Below are 20,975 nucleotides of genomic sequence, written 5' to 3'. Positions count from 1 at the left end.
CGCAGGCCAGAGCGCTATAAATACCGCTTCATATGCGTCGTCTGCCACACCGGGTCCGCCTCAACATCCACCACCTCCACCGTCTTGCGGTCGTGGTAGTTCAACTGCGCAAAACGCGCGTCATAGGGCAGATAGCCGATGACGGCGACAATCTGGCCCTCGACACGAGCGATCAGAAACCGACCGTCACCGTGAAGGTAAATCGCCTCAAACTGTGCCAAATCCGCCGGCATGCCGGTTGCGCCGAGCTTGGGAAAAAGCTCGGCGCGCGCCTGCAGCACGAAGCTCAATACATCAGGGATGTCGGCGTCAGTGGCTGTCTGAATGATAGGCCGTTGATTCATACGAGCTTGATCTGGCTTATCCCCATCAACTCCGCCTGCTCCAGAATCTCCTCCGGCGCCGCATCCGCTGCGGGCATGATCAAACCATTCTCCGCATCTCCGAAATGCAGCGCCAGCAGGTGCATCGCTGCTTCATGCACAGGCAATTCAGGCTGGTTGAGTTCGAACGCGTGAGTGCGAGACTCGCCGTTAAAAAGATAGGTGACGGTATATTCGCGCATAGCGGAATCCTTGTGATGTGAGAGAAACGATGAATATGAGTGAACTACCAGGGCCCGGCGCTCGGCAGAGTGATAAAAACAGGAAGATTATCCAAGCCACCCTGGCGGCAAGAAATCTGGCAGGCGCGGCAAACAATACCAAGTGGAACGAACTGACCACCCACTTCCGCCAGCTCCCAGGTTGGAAGCCGTCCTATCGATCGAAATCCATCACAGGCCATATCTCGGAATGGGATGTAGAGTGGTTTTACCACTTGCCGTTTCCATTCGCTTACGTCGAATGGTTCGACATTGGAGTATGGGAAGCTGCGCCATCTTTGGGAGTGCTGCTCCCACACACATACATTGACCATAGCGAAGAAGTATCGAGGGTCATCGCGCAGATTGGGTTTGAGTTTGAATTGCAGGCTGACGTGCTGAGAATTTGGGGCTACCTACCAAAATCCTACGAAGACTTCCCGCCTGCATAGAGGGAATACTTACTGCCCTCCCTCTATGCGCTCAGTGATCCAGTGCCGACAATAAGCAAGCACACCTTCCGCCATCGCCACAGGGAAATGAATAAACCCATGGGCCGATTCGGGCAATAGGTGTGCCTGCGCCGCAGGCCATCGCTCGGCCATCTCCAGGGTGTCATCCTTCAGCGGGTCCAACTCGCCGACAAACATCAATGCCGGCGGCAACCCGGTTAAGTCGCCATACAGCGGTGACAATGGCGGTTGGCGACGCGCTTCGTCGTTCAGTCCAGGCGTCAACATAGCCAGCGCGTCGACCATTCCCGGGCCATCCAGCAGCAATGTCTCGGGGCCGGCGGATTGGACGCTTGGCGTCCCGGCCAGATCGTAAACGCCGTAATACAGCACCACACCGCTCACACGCTGGAGCAGCGCCGGCCATTGCTTCAGCGCCAGCAATGTCGCCGCCGCCAGATGCCCGCCCGCCGACTCGCCCACCACAATCACCGGCAGGTCGGCAAACTCTTCAGCGCTGAGCAGCCAACGCGCGGCGTTCAAGCAGTCTTCCATCAAGCCTTCAATCGGCGTGTCGATCGCCAGCCGATAGTCCACCGACACCACCACCACGTCGCACGCGTTGACCATGCCCAGGTTCAGTTCGTCATCCATTTGCGCGTTGCCAATCACCCAACCGCCACCGTGGATATCCAGCACCACACCCTTGGGCTCGCCGCTCGGCCGCAGGACGCGCAACGGCACGTTGTCCACAACCCTGCGTTCAGCCGGTGTGGCGCGCTTGATCGTTTGACTGACGCGCAACAACGCCTGAATCAAACGCGGCGTGATGCGGTTACGGATTTTAAAGCGTGGCAGCCACGCAAGCTTCTGATTGAAGCGGCGCATCTCGGCCAACTCCGGCTCGCTGACCAGCCAAGTTGTGTAGGCCATCAGCGATTATTCCGCAGGATCGAGAAATTCAACGCCGCCGCTACACACAGCCATGCCAGGTAAGGGAACAGGATCAACCCGGTGATCAGGTCCAGGCGCACGGCCAATACCACCATCGCCGCCACAGTGATCCACAGCAGCACAATAATTACCATCCCGGCCAGGAGACGGTGCGCGCCGAAAAACACCGGCGTCCACAGCGTATTCAACGCGATCTGCGCAGCCCACAATGCAAGTACCATCTGGCTACCTGGGATCAGGCTCAAGCGGTAACCGGCCCAGGCGAGCAGCAGGTAGATGATTGTCCAGGCCACCGGAAACAGCCAATTGGGTGGGGTGAAGCTGGGTTTTACGAGGGATTCGTACCAGGCACCGGGCTTGAAGATAATGCCGGTGCTGGCAGCGGCGGCGCAGGCGAGCAGGAAGATAAAGAAGATCATGTTCGGTCCTTGGCTAGTCATTTCATGCTTGGACGTGCAGCAAGCGGGTAAAAGTTCACCACCGATCAAATGTGCGAGCTGTCGAGCTTTAGCGAAGCTGCGATGGGATCACCGCGCAATACCCGCCAGCCCAAGGAGCCAGCATCGCAGCATGACTAAAGCTCGACAGCTCAAACAATCCTCAGCCAAGGCCAGCGCGCCTGATAACTCCTGGCCTTCTGCTCAAACAACTCCGGCTGCGCATGCAGTGGATTAATGCGCAGCACGCCCTGCTCCACATCATCCAACCCATACGGCGCATATATCTCGCCGGTCGCAATATCCAGCGCAATACACGTACCCGCCACCAGGTAACGATCCACCCCCTGACTGGCCGTGCGCAACTGCGGATAGGGACGGCCGAACCGCTGGCCGTACCAGAGGTGAACCCGCGCCTGGTTCTTGACCTCCACATTGACGCCCAAATCCTGGAACAGCTCATGCGCCGACCGAATCACCGCGTCCTCCGCCTCGTAGGACAAGTCGGTGTCGAAGTAAAAAACGTCGTAGTCCTTCACGCCATGAGCGGCAGGCAGATTCGCTTGATGATTCCACACCGCCTGGAACAGGCAACCCGCCGTGAGCATGCATTGGTCCACACCCAGGTCAGGCAGGCGTGCGGTGATTTCGGCGTTGATGGGGTTGGCCATGGCCAGCTTGAGCAGGGTTTCGACGGTCAATGTCATGTTTACTCCTTAATAGTCGTTCCGGCGTCAGGCGCAACTGTATCGCACCAACGATGACACTACCTCTCTGGAGCGAGGGGGACGCCTAGTCCTTGCTCGCGGAAAACGCGAACGATAACGCAGCGCCCCTAGGCAAAATCCGAATACCTCGCAGCACCTTGCTCCATTGCCTACGCTTGCGTCAGAATCCGCCGGCTTGTGCGCTGGGGTGGCCGTCTCTAAGGTGGCTCGGTCGCTGAATCTCTCGGTGATCGGGTTTAGTAGCCCACGGTTTAACCTAACAAGTGCACAAGCTTCATCTGTCAGACGTTCCTGTCTGTGCTTGATGGTGGCTGTGCGTAGGGCGCCCTCGGGCGCGCCGGTTTTGTTAGGTTCCACCGGTCTACTAACCTGCGTACAGCTACCGCCTTATCGTTTAGTAGCGATGAGGTTGTGGCACAAGCAAGGAACTTAACAATGGTTAAAGTCACACCTGCCCTTTTCAATGTCGTCACCGACGCCAGCAACGAAACCCTCATCACCAACAGCTACGAAACCTTCACCTCAGTCAGCACCCTGCTGCTCGACCTGTCCGAAGACCTCAACGGCAAACACCGCGACATCGCGCTGGCGATTCATCAACTGAGCGAACTGGGCGTCCTGCTAACGACCAAACTTCTCGACCGCGAAGCGCCCTGCTCCGGTTAAAGCCTAGCCCTTCAACTCACTAGCGCGATGACTCGCCGCGTCGTCGTAAGCCACATACAACGACTCGGCGATTTGGCTTTTGATGGCTTTGGCGGACTCAAGCCCCAACACAAAGCCTTCGGCCTTGCCGCCGGCGCGGTTGAGATCTTCATGGGTGGAAGCGCCAGTGATGGCGTCGAGGAGCTTGATGGCGTGAGGGCCTACGCCTTTGGGGAGGGAGATTTGGTCGATGGACATGACGATACCTTGAAAGAAAATGAACGGTAGCGCGTGGACCACTGCCGGGGGATGCCATGGTAGACCGGTTAGCACAGAAAGGGGCTGATTTCGGCCTTCATCAGCCACTGGCACTTGAACCGGTGCGGGCAGTGAAGCTGCGTACCCATTAGCTTCCAGCGGCTCATTAACCGCCGAAAACTAGCGCCCATATAGAACATAACTAACCCCCACCCACACAAACATTTGAATGACGAAGTAATCCGGCCAGGTCGCCCAACGTTTAAGGGAAACCGGAACGGAGGCAAGCTCTTCTGAGCTCACATCGCCTAAACGGATGTAACTTTTAGGAAATATCAGGAACAAACCAATCTGTCCCATACGCATAGCCTTATCCATTGGCCGTTTACCCGGCCAACGTCGCTTATTGAGCTGAACGATTTCATTTTTTTCAAAATACTTTTCGAGTTTTTCAAGCTTGAAATAGTGCGAATACAGCAGCAATGCCAAGCTAATGAAAAACTCAACGCGCACCAGTACTGTGATGAACTTGTAGCCTGCTATATCCATAGATCATCGCCCATATACAGTTCTTCACCCCACTGCGCGCCGCGGTCGCCAAAAAAAGCCCCCCCTGTGCCCCCGACCACAGCACCGCCAATTATTCCGCAGGAAAGCCTCCCTACTCCTTTGGTGGCAATCCCCAAAAACAGACGGCACATAGCAGGCCCAACCTTCCCCCCAATCGTCCCACCCAAATATGCCGCTCCAACCCCTCCCACCAATCGCCCGCCCTCCACAAACTGCGCCTTACGACACTCCTCCTCCCGGCCCACCGTACACGCCTCCTTCACCTGCAACCCGGCCGCCCCCACATCCAGCACCAGCCCGAAATAAGTCCCCTTGCGTAAATGCCGGCTGACACCCGCAATACCTTTAATACGCTCCGCATACCCCTTGATATCGCCCTTGTGCAAAAAGCTTTTGGTTGAAACCCCCAGAATCCACCTCAACGAGTGACTATTGCGCAACCCCGTGCCAAACCGGGCCGCGCCCTGAAGCTGGCTGTTCAATTGCGTCAACAACGCTTGTCGTTGCCGAAAAAACGCCTCTCGATCCACCGCGCCACTTTTGAGCCGAACATAGGCCTGCTCGATTTCTTCAAGTGTGTGTCGAACCTCATTCAGATGGGTACTCCAGGCAGACGTTGCGCTGCCGACACCCAACGAGCTGTAACCCAGTACGCTCTGGAGCAAATTATAGTCACTGACTATCAGGTCTCCGGCGTGTGGGTTGTCATCCAGTACGCGGCTGACCTGCTCGGCCTGGCTCATCAGCCAGGCTTCATCGGCGGTGCTTTCTTGAAGCGTGTTGCTCGGCACGATAACCATGTACCCCGGCGTTACAAAATGGCGGGGTAAGTGAGCGTTAAGCGCATCGAATTTCTGAGTCGCCAGGGGCGACGCACCGTTAAGCACCCATGCCCTTAGGCTGACGTAGTCAATGAGTCGTTGATTGATATAAGCCGTCGCCATGCCTGAATTCCAACATCAACAAAGAAGAAGTCGAAATATAAAGTCGGTTTTTTGTTAACGGGCAGGAAATGAAGGGGTCGAAATTCAATTTCAGAAAGAGGCCACAGCCAACCGGATCAAAGCCTACAGCAGTAACCCAAATCCCACGCCTAGAGGCCAAATCTCGAATCAAGCGCCCACTCTACTGTACTTTTTTCGGAGCATTCCCACTGTTGGATATGCAAAAGGCACTGGATTTGTCGATGAGGAAAAAACGGACAGATATATTTCCCCGCGCTTTAATACGCAGCCTCCTTTTCCCGTCTTCGAGAGCCCCCATGCCTCCAACCAAACGCGACAGCGCCCGCCTCGAACGTCGCCTGATCGCCACCCTGACCGAAGCCTGTGAAACCGCCAAAGCTGAAATCCCGGGCTTCGACTGGCTCACCCACACCGTCGACTACGCCGCCTTCCCCCACAGCCTTAGGGTGGTCTGGGTATTCGACACCCGCGCCAGCAAGGAGCTGGCCCTTGCAAACGGAAAAGACCAACGCATGCGTGAGCTGACCGCCGCTGCGTTGAGCGACGCCGAGGTGGACACGGTGCGATTGGACCGCTGCGTACGCTTCGACTCGGAAGAGGAATGCCACCTGCAGCACGGCGGTGATTGGGCGCTGCGCCTGCGCAAAGCGTAGGGAAAAACCCCATCGAATTCCGAGAATGCCGTGGTTAACATAGACGCCCTATCGGCAGGAGCCACCCCATGGAACTGAAATTCAGCCACGTCGACATTCTGGTCGAGAATCTTGAGGAGGCCTGCGATTACTACGCTCGGATACTCAAGGCCCGCATCTCCACAACCTTCGTTTGGGAACGCGGTGGACTGCATGTGCGCTACGCCGTCGCGCTGATGGGCCAGGAGCGTTTCATGCTGGTACAGCCGTTGGCGGGGAATCTCAGGGAACTCCTGGACACGTGTGGCGAGGGGATGATTTACCGGCATTGCTACTCGACACCGGACATCGAGGCGGCCTACGACGAATTGATCGCCAGCGGGGTTCAGCCGGAAGACGAAAACGGCAAACCGTTGGCGCGGGAGAACCTGCAAACACCGTCCGGGGGCCGCATTATTTGGCTGCCCAAGCGCTTTGGGCACTTTTCTATCGAGATACTGGAGGAGAAAGGGCTGGAGGCGTTTATCGAGGCGGCGTTTTCCTGAAAAATAATCAAGGGCACTCCCTGGCGGCGGCGTAGTCTCTACCAGAACATACCCCCTCTCGCCCAGCGGAGCCCCACATGATCATTGTCCACCACCTCAACAACTCGCGCTCGCAGCGCATTCTCTGGCTGCTCGAAGAGCTCGGCCTGCCTTACGAGATCAAACGCTACCAGCGCGACCCGAAAACCAACCTCGCACCGCCCGAGCTCAAGGCGATCAACGCACTGGGCAAATCTCCGGTGATCGAAGACGGCTCCCGCGTGGTGATCGAGTCCGCCGCGATTATCGACTACCTGATCCGCCGCCATGGTGAAGGCCGCCTTCAACCGGACCCGGCCACGGCCACCTTTGATGAGTACGTGCAATGGCTGCACTTCGCCGAAGGGTCGGCGATGTTGCCGCTGATGCTCAACCTGTACGTCGGGCGGCTGGGTGATGCCGGCGCGCCGCTGCATCCGCGGATTGAATCGGAGGTGGCCAATTACTTGGGTTATCTGAACGATGCGCTGGGGCGGACGCCGTATCTGGTGGGTGATGAATTAACGGGCGCGGATATCCAGATGAGCTTTATCGGTGAGATTGCCAAGGCGCAGGGCAAGTTGCAGGCATACCCGAACCTGGCGGCGTGGGTGCAGCGGTTCCAGGCTCGACCGGCGTATCGAAAGGCGCTGGAACAGGGCGGGGAGTATGCGTTTGCGAAGTGAGAAGGGATTGCCTCTGCCGGGTGAATGACTAGGCCGAAAACCAGCGGGGCCCTGTGGCGAGCAGGGTTGTTGTGGCGAGCGGGCTTGCCCCGCGTTGGGCTGCGCAGCAGCCCCAAAACCTGCCACCTCGGACTGCCTGAAAGAACTCGGCTGCAGCCACTGGGGCTGCTACGCAGCCCAACGCGGGGCAAGCCCGCTCGCCACAACAGGCTCGCCCGCCACAGAGAATGGTGCCGGCCATTAGCGAGAGGCGGCCTTTGGAAAGCGGTAGCCCAAGCGTGCGTGCGCCCGCCCTCACCCATTCCCCACCATCTGCCACAACGACGCCCCCACTCCGGTAATGCTCTCCCCCGCAATCAACCCCGCCGCTGCAGTAATCGCAAAGCGCTCAGTGAGACTGGGCCAGCGACAGCTCACCCACCACGTCAACACTGCGCCGAGCGCCATCATCAGCGACACCGAGGCTGGCAGCACGAAGGCCAGCCCCAACGCTGCTGCGCTGGGCAGGTACCGGGCGCGATGCGCAGGCAGCACGCTGTCGAGTATCCCCAGCAACACCCCGACCACGCCCGCGATACCAATCGCCCAGCGAATGCTCACCGACAATGAATCCAGCCCATGGGTCAAGGTTTGCGCCACGGCTTTCCAGGTAGCTACCGCCGGCGCCGGCCATTCTTCGGTGAGCAGCATGCTCTGTGGATCGGGGATCAGCGCCAAGTAGGCGAACACACCGACGATGCTGCCGACGAAAATCCCCAAAATCTGCGCGATCACCTGCTTGTGCGGCGTGGCGCCAATCGCCTTGCCCACCTTGAAGTCGTTCATCAAATCCGTGCATTGCCCGGCCGAGCCGCCGGCGGTATTGGCGCTCATCAGGTTGATCGGCACTTGCCCCGGCGCAACGATGCCAAAGCTCAGCTGGGACAGTTGCCCGATGGCGCCAATCGGCGGAATGCCGGTAGCGCCGACCACCCGCGCGGCCACGGCAGCCAGGCAGATCGCCACGGGAATGGTCAACAAGGCCATCCACAGGTTGATGCCAAATAGCAGCGCCTGCAGGCTGACCACCAGAATGATCGACAGCGCAAACCCGGCCGCCGGCCCCGGCTTTGGGATCGCCCAGGGTGTGTCGCCATCGGCCTTGGTCGACGCGTGCAAGGCCCACAAGCGAATCGCCAGCGAGGCCAGGGTCGAACACACCATCAGGCTCACGCCCGGCCACAGCAGCCATTCCACCAGCGCCGCGAATTGCGGGCCGCTGCTGTCAGCCGGCAATGTCACCAGCCCTTGCGCCAACAGCCACGGCCCCAGGCCGCCCCACGCGAGCAAGGCGCCGAGCAACAGGGTCAGGCCCACGCGAATGCCGATGATGCCGCCGAAGCCCAGCAACAACAGCGAAGGGTCGGCAGTGAAGGTCAGTCGCTCCAGTTGGGCGGTGGGCGACCAGCGCGGGAAGGCCCACATAAACGTATCCACCCACTTGACCAGCCCGGACAACAACGCAGCGCTAAGCAGTACCTTGAGGCGCGTCGCGGCTTCGCGGCCGTGGTTGTAGATGTGCAGCAGGGTTTCCAGGGTGGCCATGCCTTCGGGGAACTTCAGCGCCTTGTCATTGAGCAACGAGGGGCGCAGGTACCAGGCGATCCAGATCCCCAGGAAGCTCACCGAGAACACCCAGGCGATCATCGGCAGCGCGTCGAGCTGGTTGCCGGTCAGCAAGGTGTAGGCCGGGATCGGCGCGACCAGCCCACCAGAAATGATCGACGCGGCAGCGGAGGCGACGGTCTGGTTGATGTTGCTCTCGTGCAGCGTCCACGGCAGTTGCTCAGATGAACGCTTGGCCAGGCCTTGCCAGATGGCATAACCGACCAGCAGCGCGATGATCGACATGTTGAACGACCAGCCGATCTTCAACCCGGCGTACACGTTGGAAGGCGTCAGCAGGATACCGAGCACGATCCCGGTGATGACCGCGCGCAGGCTCAGTTCGCGCTCGACGGGAGCGCTCAGTGGGAGGGTTGACGAGGTGGAAGGCATGCAGATTCCTTTCGGCCAAGAAACGGTGCTACCTGACAAGTGAGCCCGGTATGGCTTGAAGGTTCAACACGACTGATGGCGTGGCCCACCCCACTGTAGGAGCGAGCTTGCTCGCGAAAAACGTCAACGGTGACGCGGGCATCCTGGATACATGCAGCGCTCTCGGGTTCTTCGCGAGCAAGCTCGCTCCTACCGTGGCGGTGGTCGTGGTGCTTAGCTCAGGCGGAATCGCGCGGTATTTTCACTCAACGCACGGCTGCCTCTGCTCAGGGTATCCGCCGCCTGATTCACCGCCCGCGCGCCATCGAGCAAGCGTCCGGCCGCCTGGTCCACCTGCTGGATATTGCCGCTGACTTCATCCGCCGTGGTCGCTTGCTCTTCCACCGCTGCCGCAATCTGCGCCAGGGTATCCGTCACGTTTTGTACGGCGCCGGCAATCTCGCCCAGCCGCGTGCCCAGCCCTGTGACGGACTCGGCATCGGTCAACGCCTGGTCGCACGCGGCGCCCATCAGCGCGACCGCCTGGCTGACTGTGGCGCGCAGGCTGTCGACGGTGCTGGCGATTTGCGCGGTGGAGGCCTGGGTGCGTTGCGACAGGCTGCGGACTTCATCGGCTACCACGGCAAAGCCCCTGCCCTGCTCACCTGCGCGCGCGGCTTCGATGGCGGCGTTGAGCGCCAGCAGGTTGGTTTGCTCGGCGATGCCGCGAATGGTGTCGACCACCGATTGAATCTGCTGGCCCTGCTGGCTCACTTGCTCCAGGGCATTGGCGGTGTCGGTCAAACGCTGATTAAGCTGCTGGATACTGGCCGTGGTGCGCTGGCTGTCGCGGCTGCTGTCTTCGGCGATGCGCCGGGTGTGCTGGGCGCTGCCGGAAGCTTGTTCGCAGCTTTTGGCGACGCCCATCGAGGTGGCGGCCAGTTGGGTGGCGGCGGCGGCGATCTGGCTGATCTGGTGCTGCTGGTCTTCGACTTCGCTGAGGGTGCTGCCCGATTGCGTATTGAGGGTGAGCACGGCTGAACCGAGCTGCTGGGTTTCGTGATTGACGCCGAGCAGGCTGGTGCGCAATTGCACCACCGCAACGTTGAGCGCCGTGCTGATCACCGCCAGTTCGTCGCGGCCTTCGACGGCCACTTCGACGCACAGGTTGCCGTCGCGCAGGGACTCGGCCAGCGTGGTGATGCCGCTGGCACTGCGGCGGATGGACTCTTGCAGGCACATGAACAAATAAAGCGCCGCCAACGCCAGCAGGCTGAACGTGGCCGCCACGGGGATAAATTGCTGCAGCGAACGATCGTGAAAATGGCTCAAGCGCGCATCCAGCGAGCCGAGCGACTGGTTGCGCAGTGCACCCAGGCTGCCGAGCATGGCGTCGACACTGCGTTCGAAACTGGCGGGGTCGAGCTTGATAGTGCCGCCGAACACGCCTTCATCGAGCACCTTGAGTTCGGTATCCAGCGTTTGCAGGCTGTTGTCGTACTGCGCGATCCAGGGTTCCAGGCCGGGGTATTGCTTGGCCTTGAGCGAAGCTGCGGCCTTGACCAGTTGGTCCCGCGCATCGCCAATACGGCCGCGCAGGTCACGCATCTGCAAGCGGCTTTGCAGGGTGAACTGCCCCGAGGCGATGGACGACTGGCCGACACTCGCCATACGGCCGATGCGTTCGATCAGGTCCGGCGTGTGCTGGCTGGAAATCTGCATCAGCAGGTAGGTTTCCAGCCAGGGGTCGAGGATCAGGCCGGTGTCCAGGGTGATCTGTTCACGCAGGGTTTGCATCGCGCTCAGCGCCTGGGTGAAGCGGTCGTAGCCGTCCGGCCACCAGCCGATGCCACGCAGGGATTGGACGTCCATACCCTTGACCGTCGCCTGCAACGCTTCGAAGCGCGTGAGGGTGCCGGCGCTGGCTTTCTGGGTTTTGAGCGCGTCGCCCAGGGCTTGCAGGCTTTGCAGGACGAGGGGGTTATTCGCATCCACCTTGTCCATCATCGCTTTGGCCGCAGGCGAGGGTTCACGTAGCAGGTCCACCGCTTTCCAGCGGGAGGCCAGGTTACGCTGGGCGGTCAATTGGCCATCCAGCGCGTCCAGGGCCAGCAGTTGGTTAACGCCGGACTTTTCGCTGGAAATCACCGCGAGTTTGTCGCGATAGTCCAGCCCGATCATCCACAGGCTCCCGGCCAGGGGCAGGATGAACAGAATGAACAGGATCTGGAATTTACGTGCGAAACCGAAACGTCCGAGCAGGCGGATACCGGGTGACAAGAGACTGCGCATGGCCGACTACTCTCCAAAACAACCCACGTGATGTGACGGTGGGCGAACGCTTGAAATGACTAACGGCAAAAAGCCATGTCATTGATTGAGAAGGCACTAGCAAGATACGGGCCGTTGGGATGAGGCCCGGAGGCAGGCGCTTCGGCGCTCAACAAATGGATTACCGTGCACGAAAATGGGGCGAAAGCACTCAGTGGTGCTGGAAACGTTGTAACCGCTCTTACCGCCCCTTTCGATCATTCGGCCGTTGGGGCAGCTTTTACCTGCATGTACTGGCTGAAATTGTTGATGTGATCGTCCAGATTATCCTCAAGCATCAGCCGGTACTGATCGGTGAAATACTTCAACAGCGCTTCACGGGCATCGGCCATTTCTGCGCCGGACTTGAAGCTGCGCGCGCTGGCCCAGGCATTGAAGCGCGTGGTACCGAACGTCATCGAGGCGCTGACCTGGCCGAGGTTTTCGAAGGTCTTGAGTTGCTCGTTCGACAGCTCGATATGGGCGTCTGCACGGTCGTAGAAAGCGTGGTCGGTGGCGTCTGCCATGGAGGGGTTCCTTGCTGAATCGTTGAATAAATGAACCATCAGGTTCAAGCCAATAACGCGTTGATCCACTGCGCCTGCTGAGCAATCTCTTGCACCTTGGCCTCGGGCAATGCCTGCCGCGCCTGCTCGAAACTGGCCAGGGTCTTGTGCTTCTGGTGCAGCATGCGCTGCCACTTGGCCAGAAATACTTGGCTGCGAGCCTGCATCTGCAGCGGGCCGAAGTACAGTTCCTCGCAGGTATACGTCACCGGCTCGCCGCGCTCGGCGACGATAATTTCGTAGTAGAAGCGGTTTTCCTGCAACAGCTCCTCGACCAGGATGCGGTAGCCGTTCTCCATCAGCCATTGGCGCAGCGGTTGCTCGCCGCCGTTGGGTTGCAGGATCAGGCGCTCGCAGCCGGTGAGGTGCACCTTGCCGCTGTCGAGGATGTCGCGGATCGTCTCACCGCCCATGCCGCACAGGCTGATCGCGGTAATTGCGTCTCCCGGCTCGATGGCTGCCAGGCCATCGGCCAGGCGCACGGTAATGTAAGCATCCAACTCGTTTTCGTGCACGGTGCGTTCGGCAGCATGAAAGGGCGTCAACGCCACCTCGCCCGCCACCGCCGCCGCAATCACGCCACGACGCATCAACGCCACCGGCAGGTAACCGTGATCAGAGCCAATATCCGCCAACCGCGCCCCGGCCGGCACATGCGCAGCCACGCGCTCCAGGCGCATGGACAATGTGTGTTCGTTCAACAGGGCTCCTTATCACTACGACATCTGGGTTTGCTGGCTACCGAGCGTTTTGCTCTCGGCGTTTTTTGAATGCAGTCGCTGCAATTGGCTGCACAGTCAGCTCTACTCCCAGCGCCAACATCAGCTTCTGGACAGTCTCATAGCGCGTTTTTGAACCACCTTTCAGCGTTTTATAAAGGCTCTCCCGATTAACCCCGGCCGCCTCGGCAACCTTGTTCACGCCCTGGGCCTTGGCGACTTCGGCAAGCGCTTTCATGAGTATCTGCGGGTCATGAGACTCCATACTCTGCGCCAGGTAAGCGCTGATGGTTTCCGGGCTATCCAGGAAGCGCGAAGCTTCATAGTCGCGGGTGCCGCTGGTATCAAGATCGAGGATTGGCATGTCCTCTGGTTTGAATTTCGATTCGCTCATTTCATTGACCTCTCAGGGCATCGAGGATCTCTTTTGCCCGCTTGATTCCTCTGTTCTGGTCAGTTTTATCACTCCCCCAAAGCATCAGGTAAGCAGTGATACCCGTACGTACGAAGTAAATTCTGTAGCCGGGCCCAACAAAAACACGCATTTCACTCAGGCCGTTCCCTACAGGCTCACAATCGCCAACGTTGTTTTCTTCAGCTCGGTAGAGTCGCGTCAGAACAGCTGTCTTACCCCAAATATCCCTCATACCGTCGAGCCATGTATCGAACTCGGGCGTCCTGTCGATCAAGTGGGTCACAGCATCACTTGTAGCCTATCGGCTACTTCCTGCCGATGCCAGTGAATTTTAGATTCAGGTAAGTACCGGATAAAAAACCCTAGCCCAGCACCCGCAGGATCAGCCGGTCAATTCTATTAGCGCTTATTTCTCCCGTGATCAAAGCGCACGATCAAACAACGGCGCCACGTCATACCGCTGCTTCAACATCTGCGCATCAAACAAAAAATCCGCCGTGGCCTGCGCTTCGCTGACAATTTTCGGCGAGATCGGCAGCACTTTGATCGCATCCCGCTTGAACCACACCTTGGCGATTTCCGGCGCCGACTGGTTGGCCTTCGACCACGCCTCGGCGTACTCATCGACGTGGCTGTTGCTCCAGGTGCGGGCGCGGGTGAGGCGTGCGATGAAGTCCTTGATGATCGCGCCTTTCTGCGCCAGGGCCGGTTCATACGCGACCAGGTAGGTCGGTGCGCTCATCAGGCCCTTGGCGTTGCGGATCAGCGTGCTGCCCTCTTTCTCCTGCAACGACACATAGGGTTCCCAGGTGCCGAAGGCGTCGATGTCACCCTGGGTCAGTGCCAGGCTGGCTTCGGCTGGCAGCAGGTACTTGAAGGTCACGCTGTTGCGCGGCACACCGGCTTCGTCCAGAGCCTTGTACGCCAGTTGCTGGCTCCACGAACCGTTCCAGATCGCCACCGTCTTGCCTTTGAGGTCGGCCACCGAATGGATGCCCTTGCGCGCCACAATACCGACGCCGTCGAGGCTGGTCTGGGTACTGGCGACCACCTTCACCGGCGCACCGTTGGCGGCGAGGCTGATCACGGGTGTATCGCCGACGATGCCCACGTCCAACGCGCCGCTGGCCACGGCCGAGGCCACCGGTGAGCCGGTGTTGAAACGCTTGAAATCGATTGTATACGGCAAGTCTTTCAACTCACCCGACAGCTCCAAAACGATGCGATTGGAGAAGAACTGGTCGCCCACCGTGAGGGTCAGCGGCTCCGCTGCCCACGCAGGTGCGCCGTGCAGCGTGAGCGAGGCCAGGCCCAGCAGGGAGAGCAGTGTTCGACGATTGATCATGAAAGGTACCCACAGAATAAATGGCTGACTCAACCATCTGGGGGCATGCAGTCTGGTCGTTCGAGAAGAGGTTTGTCGGTCACCGGGCACGGCGCACGTAGAAGCTAACGCAATAAGAAGCCGGCCATTAATACTGTTGAGCAATATGGATAGAACCGTCGTGCAGTTCGATAGCTATTTTTCGTATTAAAAACTTTGCCACCCCTGGGTTAGGGTGGCGTCACCAGACCACTGGGCCCCCGCACCTGAACCACTTTCTGCAAGGTCCATTGCATGTCGACTCCCGCTTTGAATATTTGGGGCGCCCCGCCCACTGCCCGCTACGAACAACTGGCCGCGCCGTTTCGTCCGCTCTTCGCGCAAATCCTCGCCCAAGCCGCCGAGGCGGACCAGTCGCGCGGCAGCCTGGCCAGCGTCATCCAGCAACTCAACGAACTGGGCCTGCCACGCTGGCGCCTGCCGAACGGGTATGGCGGCCACGACGCCACCTTGGTTGAACTGCTCACCCTGCTCACGGAATTATCGGCGGCCGACTCCAACATCACCCAGGCCCTGCGCGGGCATTTTGGATTTTGCGAGGACGTACTCAGCGCCAAGGACCTCGACTGGCGGGCCAAATGGCTCGACCGCCTCGGCCAGGGCGCCCTGCTCTCCCCCGGCAGCACCGAAGTCGGCACCCAGGCCCGTGGCGATTTCGAGACCCGTCTGCATCGCGACGAGGCCGGCGCCCTGCGCATCAGCGGTAAAAAGTTCTACACCACCGGCGCGCTCTACAGCGACCTGATCAACACCATCGCCACGGGCGAAGACGGCACGGTGTACAGCGTCGTCGTCGACCTCAAGGCCCCCGGCGTGCAAATCATCGATGACTGGAACGGCTTCGGCCAACGCCTCACCGCCAGCGGCACCTGCCTCTTCGACAACGCGCCCGTGCTGGACAACGACCTGCGCCCCACTCAACAGCGTTTTGGCCACGGGCAATCATTCTTCCAGCTCTACCACCTCAGTACCCTCGCCGGCATCGCCCGCCGCGCGGCATTAAGCGGCGCCGAAGAACTCAGCGCCCGCGCCAGAACCTTCACCACTGGCAACGCCGACACCGCTGCCCAGGACGTGCAACTGCTGCAAGTGATCGGCGAAGTGGCAAGCCAGGCCTATGCCGCCCAAGCCATTGCCCAACAAGCGGCGCAGCGCCTGGAATACACCGCGCACTACGTGATCACCCACGACCAGTCGCTGCATGACGACGACCCGCACGTTGCACTGGCAGAGCTGGAAGTGTGCCTGGCCGTCAACCCGGTGGTGGACGCAACGCTCGCCGCGACCACAGCACTGTTCGATGCCCTGGGCGCTAGCGCCACTGCCAGCAACAAGGCACTGGATCGGCTGTGGCGCAACGCGCGGACCCTGGCGAACCACAACCCGCGCGTGTACAAGTCGCGGATTGTCGGCAATTACCTGGTCAACGGAATTCTGCCGCCCGCGCAATGGCGCGTGGGGGTGGCAAAGGCCTGACGGCTGTCGCCCCCTGTGGCGAGCCTGTTTTTTGTGGCGAGCGGGCCTGCCCTAATGCCGATCAGTTAAGGGCGGGCACTGTACCTGTGGCGAGGGAGCTTGCTCCCGTTGGATTGCGTAGCAGTCCCATCTTTGGGGCCGCTTCGCGGCCCAACGGGAGCAAGCTCCCTCGCCACAGAAAGCCCGCTCACAACAACAACAACAACAACAACAACAACAACAACCTCCCTCACCACAGGTTCAGCATACAAATTCCAGCACCCGCTGCAGCATGCGGTCACAGGCGTCGAGCTGCTCCACGCTGATAAACTCATCCGGCCTGTGCCCCTGCTCCATGCTCCCCGGCCCGCACACCACCGTGGGAATCCCCGCTTGATCAAACAGCCCACCCTCAGTACCAAAGGCAACGGTGCCGTATTCCCGAGAGCCGCAAAACTGCGCAACCCACTCGGCAGCCTGGGTTTCCAGCGAAGTCGCCAAGCCCGGGTAGCTCGACAATTCGTTGAAGCTGATCGCGCACTGCGCACTCACCGCCTGCATCGCCGGCAGCAGCATCTGCTCTGCATAACCGCGCAACTGGTGCGCAACCTGCCACGGGTCCTGAGCCGGCAACGAACGCACTTCAAAATCAAACGTACAATTCTGCGGGACAATATTCAGCGCCTTACCCCCGTTGATCACCCCGGTCTGCACCGTGGAAAACGGCGGATCAAACCCTGCATTTAAATGCTGCGGCGCCTTGAGCTGTTCGCCAATCCGCACCAGTTCCCCTATCAACCGCGCTGCATATTCAATGGCATTCACCCCCGAAGGCGCATACGCCGAATGGCACGCCGCACCCTGCACTTCGCAGCGCATCGCCAATTTGCCTTTGTGCCCCAACACCGGCTTCAGCTCGGTGGGCTCGCCGATCACGCACAACAGCGGCTTGACCGGCTGCGCATGAAACCGCTCGATCAACGAGCGCACACCCAGGCACCCCACCTCTTCGTCATAGGACAGCGCAATATGCACCGGCATACGCAAAGGCGCCTCCACCAACGCCGGCACGCAGGCCAGCACACAGGCGATATAGCCCTTCATGTCCGCAGTGCCACGGCCGTACAACTTGCCGTCCTTTTCCGTCAGTTCGAACGGCGCCACGCTCCAGCGCTGGCCGTCCACCGGCACCACATCGGTGTGGCCCGAGAGCACAATGCCGGGCACGTCCGCCGGGCCGATGGTCGCCAGCAGGTTGGCCTTGCTCTTGTGTTCGTTGAACACCCATTCACAGGCAACACCGTGGCCCTGCAAATAAGTGCGCACGAAGTCGATCAACGCCAGGTTGGATTCGCGGCTGGTGGTGTCGAAGCGCACCAGTTGCGCGAGCAGGTCACGGCTGCTGCTCATCGGTCATCTCCCGACACCGCGTAGCCCGGTGCGATGTGCGGGTTGAGCGCACGGTCGATGTAATCCTGCAGTTGCCCGCGATAGGCCTGCCAGAGTTGGTCGAGTGCGCCAATCGGGTCTTCATCGGCCCAGTCCACGCGCAGATTGACGATGGGCCACAGCAGGTCATCGACCACCACAAGCGCCGCCGAATGCACCGGCCCCGCTTCGCCACCGTGGGCCTGGCCGGCGTGCATCGCCGCGAGCAGCCTGTCAGCCAGATGCCCGGAGGCCTGCTCGAACGCGCGCACCATCGCCTTGATCACACCCGCATTGGCCAACATATTCCCCGCCGCCACGCACTGCTCACCGCTCACCGCATCGTGAATACCGAGGGTCTGCGCGCCACTGAAATACGCGGTGCGGCCTTCATTATCAATCACCGTGACCTGTCGATACGCACTGTGCGGCTGACCGGCCACCACCTCGGCCAGCGCTTCGCTCGCCGCCATACCCTGCGCCAACAAGTCCAATACCTGCGGCCCCAGGCTCGGCAAGGTGATGTTCTGCGACGCCACCGCGCCCACGCCGGGACGTAGCCACGGGCAACGTGCGCCCACGGCAATACTCGACGAGCTGATAGCGATACCCAACTGGCCGGTTTCGGCACAGCGGGCGACAACGGAAAAGGTCATAGGGCTTCCTTCCTCAATCGAGCACCGACGCATCGGCCTCGATCATCAGTTGCTTCATCTCTTCAAAATGCTGCCGCGAAAAATCCGCAATACCTTCCCAGCCCCGCGCGGTTTTCTCCGCCACGTCGTCCGAGAGCACCCGCAGCGGCTGCCCGGTGGACCACGCCGTCACGAGGATCTGGCAGGAGCGCTCCAGGGTCCAGATATCGTCAAACGCCTCACCCATCGAGGGCGCCGTCACCATCACGCCATGGTTGCCCATCAGCAGGCGGCTCTTGCCGTCGAGCAGCCCCGCCAGGCGTGCGCCTTCGGCCTCGGTATCGGCCATGCCACCGTAGAGTTCGTCCACCGCCACGCGGTTGAAATAACGCGCGGTGTTCTGGTCAATCGGCGGGATGTGCGGCGTGGCCAGGCACGCCACCGCCGTGGTGTACACCGGGTGCAAGTGCAGCACCGCGCGGGTTTGCGGCAATAGGCGGTGGATCTGCCCGTGGATGGACCAGGCGGTGGCGTCCACATTCGGGTTGTCGGCACAGGCTGGGTCGTCGGCGTTCAGCAGCAACAGGTCACTGGCACGGATGCGCGAGAAGTGCTTCCACTTCGGGTTGAGCAAAAACTGTTTGCCATCGGCCGACACGGCCGCGCTGAAGTGATTGGCCACCGCTTCGTGCATGCCCAGGTGGGCGATGATGCGAAAGGTCGCCGCCAGGTCGATGCGCGTCTGTTCTTCGTGGGATAACGCCATGAATCGGTCTCCGCAAGGCGTGTGCCGCAGCCGTCTGCGGCAAACGCGACTGGCTTACTTCGGCATCAAGGCCGCGATGTCAGCGTCGGTTGGCGCCTGGAAGTTGTACTTCTTCAGCAGCGCTGCGTATTCCGGGGTGGCGCGGTATTTTTCCAGGCCTTCGAGCAAGGCGGTCTTCACGGCGTCATTGCCTTTCTTCACGCCGAAGCCGTTCAACACCGGGTAGATCAACGTGTCGGACGAAATCACCACGCGGTTGCCCAGCTTGTCGACCACGCCACGGGCCACGGCGGCGTCGGTGATTTGCGCCTCGACGGCGTGAGCCAACAGGGCCTGGGTGGTTTGCGGGTCGGTGCTGTACTCGCTGATCAGGATCGGCTTCAAGCCCTTGGCCACGCAGTATTCCGTGGACAGCTTGTTCATCTGCGCCAGCCACGAGGTGGCGCCCATGGAGCCGATCTTGTGGCCGCAGAATTCTTCCGGCGTCTTGGGCTGGAAGGTGCTGTCCTTGAGGGTCAGGATCGACTCGCCGCTTTTCAGGTAGGGGATCATGTCGATGACTTTGACCCGCTCCGCCGTGATGTACATCGACGAATTGGTCAGGTCAAAACGCCCGGCTTGCAGGCCGGTGATCAGGTTGGGAAAGCGTGTGTCGAGGGTCTCGACCTTGCGCCCCATGACCTTGCCCAGGCCGTCCATGAACTCGATATCAAAACCTGCGGGCTTGTTGTTATCCATGTATTCATATGGGAAGAACGTCAAATCGGAACCGGCGATGATCTTGCCTTCCTGCTGGAAAGCCGAAGCCGCCAACGAAGTCATCGCAACCGCTGCGCCCAGCAGGCACACGGCAAGAGGGCGAACACTTTTACGAAACGCTGTCATGGTCATTACCTGCAAGGTTTTTAAGGGGGTTAGGCAGTGGCGCAATCTTGTCCGGCCTGTTGCACGAAGAAGGACGCGCCACGGGGTTTCTGCGGCAAGCGCATGTGGTTGTCCGTGGAACGCACCAAGCCGCTTTCTTCACCGGCCACCAGCAGGCCGGCATGTGCGCTGGGCAACGGGTTTTCGCCGAATGGCAGCGCGTCTTCAGCGGCGTACACGCTGATGAAGAGGGTGCGCGGGAGTTCGGTCTCGTTAGGGCTGGAAGCATGCAAAAGACGCGTGTGCATAAAGCACACGGAGCCGGCCGGGCCGTAACAGGCGACCGGTTGCTGACAGTGTTCTTCGACGACGCTGTCGTCCACCGAACCGGTGAAACGCTGGTTCTGCCAGTGCGACCACAGCGGGCCTTTGTGGCTGCCGGGGATCACATTCAGCGGGCCGTTTTGCGGGGTCACTTCACTGACCATCAGCAAGGCGGTGACGATGTCATCGTTGCTGTGGGGCGTGAACAAAAAGTCCTGGTGCCACTTCACCTGGGTCGCGGTGTGCGGCAGTTTCGAGTTGATCTTGCTGTGATGAAAACGCGCACCACCGGCACCCACCAACTGCGCGGAAATCGCCGCCATGCGCGACTGCAACGCCACACGTTCATACGCCGGGGAAATCTCGGTGGGCGAACTCACGCGGCGCAGCGACGGGTGATCGGGGCGGTGATCGCCCTCCAGATCGAAGCGTTCGCGGCCATCCACGGTGGCGCCCCAGCCCTGGTCATGGCTGCGGCTCTCTTCTACCCACTGGTCGAAGTCGTGCTGCAGCGCGGCCACTTCGTCCATCGACAGCACGCCTTCCACCACCAGGTAGCCGTCGCGCTGGAACTGTTCGATTTGAGATTGCTCGATCATTTTATTGTTTCCTGAACGTTG

26 protein-coding genes are annotated in these 20,975 nt (G+C 60.3%); 6 read left to right on the top strand and 20 right to left on the bottom strand.

Going from position 1 to position 20,975, the window contains the following annotated elements; all coding sequences use genetic code 11:
* Positions 1-14: 14 nt before the first annotated feature.
* Both ACR52_RS05360 and ACR52_RS05355 read right to left on the bottom strand, forming a co-directional pair.
* Entirely contained in the window at positions 15-344 is a 330-nt protein-coding gene (locus tag ACR52_RS05360; RefSeq protein ID WP_048721277.1) for a GNAT family N-acetyltransferase, read from the bottom strand.
* Entirely contained in the window at positions 341-565 is a 225-nt protein-coding gene (locus ACR52_RS05355; protein ID WP_048721275.1) for a hypothetical protein, read from the bottom strand. The genes ACR52_RS05360 and ACR52_RS05355 overlap by 4 nt, the downstream gene beginning before the upstream one ends.
* 35 nt (positions 566-600) lie before the next feature.
* Here ACR52_RS05355 and ACR52_RS05350 point away from each other — a divergent pair, with 35 nt between their 5' ends.
* Complete coding sequence (locus ACR52_RS05350) at positions 601-1,035, top strand: DUF6678 family protein (protein ID WP_048721379.1); 435 nt, start codon at positions 601-603, stop codon at positions 1,033-1,035.
* Positions 1,036-1,044: 9 nt separating this feature from the next.
* Here ACR52_RS05350 and ACR52_RS05345 read toward each other — a convergent pair whose 3' ends face one another.
* The 3 genes from ACR52_RS05345 to ACR52_RS05335 all read right to left on the bottom strand — a co-directional run bounded on the left by ACR52_RS05345 (position 1,045) and on the right by ACR52_RS05335 (position 3,133).
* The gene (locus ACR52_RS05345; protein ID WP_048721273.1) at positions 1,045-1,968 is read right to left on the bottom strand and encodes an alpha/beta hydrolase fold domain-containing protein; all 924 of its coding nucleotides are present in this window, start codon (positions 1,966-1,968) and stop codon (positions 1,045-1,047) included.
* On the bottom strand, positions 1,968-2,408 hold the full coding sequence (gene tspO, locus ACR52_RS05340; protein ID WP_048721270.1) for a tryptophan-rich sensory protein TspO: 441 nt from the start codon (positions 2,406-2,408) through the stop codon (positions 1,968-1,970). The genes ACR52_RS05345 and tspO overlap by 1 nt, the downstream gene beginning before the upstream one ends.
* Before the next feature lie 170 nt (positions 2,409-2,578).
* Positions 2,579-3,133, bottom strand: a complete 555-nt coding sequence (locus tag ACR52_RS05335; RefSeq protein ID WP_048721268.1) for a nucleotidyltransferase family protein — start codon at positions 3,131-3,133, stop codon at positions 2,579-2,581.
* 456 nt (positions 3,134-3,589) lie between these two features.
* Here ACR52_RS05335 and ACR52_RS05330 point away from each other — a divergent pair, with 456 nt between their 5' ends.
* On the top strand, positions 3,590-3,820 hold the full coding sequence (locus tag ACR52_RS05330; RefSeq protein ID WP_048721265.1) for a DUF6124 family protein: 231 nt from the start codon (positions 3,590-3,592) through the stop codon (positions 3,818-3,820).
* 3 nt (positions 3,821-3,823) lie between these two features.
* Here ACR52_RS05330 and ACR52_RS05325 read toward each other — a convergent pair whose 3' ends face one another.
* The 3 genes from ACR52_RS05325 to ACR52_RS05315 all read right to left on the bottom strand — a co-directional run bounded on the left by ACR52_RS05325 (position 3,824) and on the right by ACR52_RS05315 (position 5,571).
* Positions 3,824-4,057 carry a hypothetical protein gene (locus tag ACR52_RS05325; protein ID WP_048721261.1) on the bottom strand — a complete coding sequence of 78 codons (234 nt, stop codon included), beginning with the start codon at positions 4,055-4,057 and terminating at the stop codon, positions 3,824-3,826.
* 180 nt (positions 4,058-4,237) lie between these two features.
* Positions 4,238-4,606, bottom strand: coding sequence for a hypothetical protein (locus ACR52_RS05320; protein WP_048721258.1), 369 nt, complete (start codon positions 4,604-4,606; stop codon positions 4,238-4,240).
* A complete protein-coding gene (locus tag ACR52_RS05315; RefSeq protein WP_048721256.1) occupies positions 4,597-5,571 on the bottom strand; it encodes a hypothetical protein in 975 nt (324 codons plus the stop codon). Before ACR52_RS05315 ends, ACR52_RS05320 begins: the two co-directional genes overlap by 10 nt.
* 317 nt (positions 5,572-5,888) lie before the next feature.
* Here ACR52_RS05315 and ACR52_RS05310 point away from each other — a divergent pair, with 317 nt between their 5' ends.
* The 3 genes from ACR52_RS05310 (at position 5,889) to ACR52_RS05300 (ending at position 7,473) form a co-directional block, all read left to right on the top strand.
* Positions 5,889-6,245: a hypothetical protein gene (locus tag ACR52_RS05310; RefSeq protein ID WP_048721254.1), complete on the top strand. Its 357-nt coding sequence runs from the start codon at positions 5,889-5,891 to the stop codon at positions 6,243-6,245.
* Between the two features lie 68 nt (positions 6,246-6,313).
* A complete protein-coding gene (locus tag ACR52_RS05305) occupies positions 6,314-6,769 on the top strand; it encodes a VOC family protein (protein ID WP_048721251.1) in 456 nt (151 codons plus the stop codon).
* A gap of 77 nt (positions 6,770-6,846) precedes the next feature.
* Entirely contained in the window at positions 6,847-7,473 is a 627-nt protein-coding gene (locus tag ACR52_RS05300) for a glutathione S-transferase family protein (RefSeq protein WP_048721250.1), read from the top strand.
* Between the two features lie 294 nt (positions 7,474-7,767).
* Here ACR52_RS05300 and ACR52_RS05295 read toward each other — a convergent pair whose 3' ends face one another.
* The 7 genes from ACR52_RS05295 to ACR52_RS05265 all read right to left on the bottom strand — a co-directional run bounded on the left by ACR52_RS05295 (position 7,768) and on the right by ACR52_RS05265 (position 14,844).
* Positions 7,768-9,510 (bottom strand): OPT family oligopeptide transporter, encoded by a 1,743-nt coding sequence (locus ACR52_RS05295; RefSeq protein ID WP_048721248.1) that lies wholly within the window; start codon positions 9,508-9,510, stop codon positions 7,768-7,770.
* Positions 9,511-9,723: 213 nt separating this feature from the next.
* A complete protein-coding gene (locus tag ACR52_RS31670; protein WP_408003332.1) occupies positions 9,724-10,416 on the bottom strand; it encodes a methyl-accepting chemotaxis protein in 693 nt (230 codons plus the stop codon).
* A 1,601-nt stretch (positions 10,417-12,017) separates the two neighbouring features.
* Complete coding sequence (locus tag ACR52_RS05285; RefSeq protein WP_048721237.1) at positions 12,018-12,326, bottom strand: DUF3144 domain-containing protein; 309 nt, start codon at positions 12,324-12,326, stop codon at positions 12,018-12,020.
* Between the two features lie 44 nt (positions 12,327-12,370).
* Positions 12,371-13,066: a tRNA (adenine(22)-N(1))-methyltransferase gene (locus tag ACR52_RS05280; protein ID WP_048721234.1), complete on the bottom strand. Its 696-nt coding sequence runs from the start codon at positions 13,064-13,066 to the stop codon at positions 12,371-12,373.
* 37 nt (positions 13,067-13,103) lie between these two features.
* Positions 13,104-13,478 carry an addiction module antidote protein gene (locus tag ACR52_RS05275; protein ID WP_048721231.1) on the bottom strand — a complete coding sequence of 125 codons (375 nt, stop codon included), beginning with the start codon at positions 13,476-13,478 and terminating at the stop codon, positions 13,104-13,106.
* Position 13,479: 1 nt separating this feature from the next.
* Positions 13,480-13,782 carry a type II toxin-antitoxin system RelE/ParE family toxin gene (locus ACR52_RS05270; RefSeq protein ID WP_048721229.1) on the bottom strand — a complete coding sequence of 101 codons (303 nt, stop codon included), beginning with the start codon at positions 13,780-13,782 and terminating at the stop codon, positions 13,480-13,482.
* Positions 13,783-13,920: 138 nt separating this feature from the next.
* The gene (locus ACR52_RS05265) at positions 13,921-14,844 is read right to left on the bottom strand and encodes an ABC transporter substrate-binding protein (protein ID WP_048721227.1); all 924 of its coding nucleotides are present in this window, start codon (positions 14,842-14,844) and stop codon (positions 13,921-13,923) included.
* Between the two features lie 273 nt (positions 14,845-15,117).
* Here ACR52_RS05265 and ACR52_RS05260 point away from each other — a divergent pair, with 273 nt between their 5' ends.
* Positions 15,118-16,359 carry an acyl-CoA dehydrogenase family protein gene (locus tag ACR52_RS05260; RefSeq protein ID WP_048721223.1) on the top strand — a complete coding sequence of 414 codons (1,242 nt, stop codon included), beginning with the start codon at positions 15,118-15,120 and terminating at the stop codon, positions 16,357-16,359.
* Positions 16,360-16,599: 240 nt separating this feature from the next.
* Here the strand turns inward: ACR52_RS05260 and argE are convergent, their stop codons facing one another.
* The 5 genes from argE to ACR52_RS05235 are packed head-to-tail and all read right to left on the bottom strand — an operon-like array spanning position 16,600 to position 20,954.
* Entirely contained in the window at positions 16,600-17,748 is a 1,149-nt protein-coding gene (argE, locus tag ACR52_RS05255; protein ID WP_048721219.1) for an acetylornithine deacetylase, read from the bottom strand.
* Positions 17,745-18,422, bottom strand: coding sequence for a DUF1028 domain-containing protein (locus tag ACR52_RS05250; RefSeq protein WP_048721217.1), 678 nt, complete (start codon positions 18,420-18,422; stop codon positions 17,745-17,747). Before ACR52_RS05250 ends, argE begins: the two co-directional genes overlap by 4 nt.
* Positions 18,423-18,435: 13 nt before the next feature.
* A complete protein-coding gene (locus ACR52_RS05245; RefSeq protein WP_048721214.1) occupies positions 18,436-19,167 on the bottom strand; it encodes a class II aldolase and adducin N-terminal domain-containing protein in 732 nt (243 codons plus the stop codon).
* Between the two features lie 54 nt (positions 19,168-19,221).
* Entirely contained in the window at positions 19,222-20,052 is an 831-nt protein-coding gene (locus ACR52_RS05240) for an ABC transporter substrate-binding protein (protein ID WP_048721211.1), read from the bottom strand.
* 29 nt (positions 20,053-20,081) lie between these two features.
* Positions 20,082-20,954 (bottom strand): phytanoyl-CoA dioxygenase family protein, encoded by an 873-nt coding sequence (locus tag ACR52_RS05235; protein ID WP_048721209.1) that lies wholly within the window; start codon positions 20,952-20,954, stop codon positions 20,082-20,084.
* Positions 20,955-20,975: the final 21 nt, after the last annotated feature.

The organism is Pseudomonas fildesensis, from assembly GCF_001050345.1.
Taxonomy (GTDB): domain Bacteria; phylum Pseudomonadota; class Gammaproteobacteria; order Pseudomonadales; family Pseudomonadaceae; genus Aquipseudomonas; species Aquipseudomonas fildesensis.
This window is presented reverse-complemented; position numbering and strand designations above follow the sequence as displayed.

Excerpts from the sequence above, each read along its gene's own strand:
- ACR52_RS05265 (WP_048721227.1), bottom strand. The coding sequence starts at position 14,844 with ATGATCAATCGTCGAACACTGCTCTCCCTGCTGGGCCTGGCCTCGCTC.
- ACR52_RS05305 (WP_048721251.1), top strand. The coding sequence starts at position 6,314 with ATGGAACTGAAATTCAGCCACGTCGACATTCTGGTCGAGAATCTTGAG.
- ACR52_RS05360 (WP_048721277.1), bottom strand. The coding sequence starts at position 344 with ATGAATCAACGGCCTATCATTCAGACAGCCACTGACGCCGACATCCCT.
- ACR52_RS05235 (WP_048721209.1), bottom strand. The coding sequence starts at position 20,954 with ATGATCGAGCAATCTCAAATCGAACAGTTCCAGCGCGACGGCTACCTG.
- ACR52_RS05245 (WP_048721214.1), bottom strand. The coding sequence starts at position 19,167 with ATGGCGTTATCCCACGAAGAACAGACGCGCATCGACCTGGCGGCGACC.
- tspO (WP_048721270.1), bottom strand. The coding sequence starts at position 2,408 with ATGATCTTCTTTATCTTCCTGCTCGCCTGCGCCGCCGCTGCCAGCACC.
- ACR52_RS05320 (WP_048721258.1), bottom strand. The coding sequence starts at position 4,606 with ATGGATATAGCAGGCTACAAGTTCATCACAGTACTGGTGCGCGTTGAG.
- ACR52_RS05335 (WP_048721268.1), bottom strand. The coding sequence starts at position 3,133 with ATGACATTGACCGTCGAAACCCTGCTCAAGCTGGCCATGGCCAACCCC.
- ACR52_RS05310 (WP_048721254.1), top strand. The coding sequence starts at position 5,889 with ATGCCTCCAACCAAACGCGACAGCGCCCGCCTCGAACGTCGCCTGATC.
- ACR52_RS05295 (WP_048721248.1), bottom strand. The coding sequence starts at position 9,510 with ATGCCTTCCACCTCGTCAACCCTCCCACTGAGCGCTCCCGTCGAGCGC.
- ACR52_RS05355 (WP_048721275.1), bottom strand. The coding sequence starts at position 565 with ATGCGCGAATATACCGTCACCTATCTTTTTAACGGCGAGTCTCGCACT.
- ACR52_RS05260 (WP_048721223.1), top strand. The coding sequence starts at position 15,118 with ATGTCGACTCCCGCTTTGAATATTTGGGGCGCCCCGCCCACTGCCCGC.
- ACR52_RS05250 (WP_048721217.1), bottom strand. The coding sequence starts at position 18,422 with ATGACCTTTTCCGTTGTCGCCCGCTGTGCCGAAACCGGCCAGTTGGGT.
- ACR52_RS05325 (WP_048721261.1), bottom strand. The coding sequence starts at position 4,057 with ATGTCCATCGACCAAATCTCCCTCCCCAAAGGCGTAGGCCCTCACGCC.
- ACR52_RS05240 (WP_048721211.1), bottom strand. The coding sequence starts at position 20,052 with ATGACAGCGTTTCGTAAAAGTGTTCGCCCTCTTGCCGTGTGCCTGCTG.
- ACR52_RS05345 (WP_048721273.1), bottom strand. The coding sequence starts at position 1,968 with ATGGCCTACACAACTTGGCTGGTCAGCGAGCCGGAGTTGGCCGAGATG.
- ACR52_RS31670 (WP_408003332.1), bottom strand. The coding sequence starts at position 10,416 with ATGGGCGTCGCCAAAAGCTGCGAACAAGCTTCCGGCAGCGCCCAGCAC.
- ACR52_RS05300 (WP_048721250.1), top strand. The coding sequence starts at position 6,847 with ATGATCATTGTCCACCACCTCAACAACTCGCGCTCGCAGCGCATTCTC.
- ACR52_RS05275 (WP_048721231.1), bottom strand. The coding sequence starts at position 13,478 with ATGAGCGAATCGAAATTCAAACCAGAGGACATGCCAATCCTCGATCTT.
- argE (WP_048721219.1), bottom strand. The coding sequence starts at position 17,748 with ATGAGCAGCAGCCGTGACCTGCTCGCGCAACTGGTGCGCTTCGACACC.
- ACR52_RS05330 (WP_048721265.1), top strand. The coding sequence starts at position 3,590 with ATGGTTAAAGTCACACCTGCCCTTTTCAATGTCGTCACCGACGCCAGC.
- ACR52_RS05350 (WP_048721379.1), top strand. The coding sequence starts at position 601 with ATGAGTGAACTACCAGGGCCCGGCGCTCGGCAGAGTGATAAAAACAGG.
- ACR52_RS05315 (WP_048721256.1), bottom strand. The coding sequence starts at position 5,571 with ATGGCGACGGCTTATATCAATCAACGACTCATTGACTACGTCAGCCTA.
- ACR52_RS05285 (WP_048721237.1), bottom strand. The coding sequence starts at position 12,326 with ATGGCAGACGCCACCGACCACGCTTTCTACGACCGTGCAGACGCCCAT.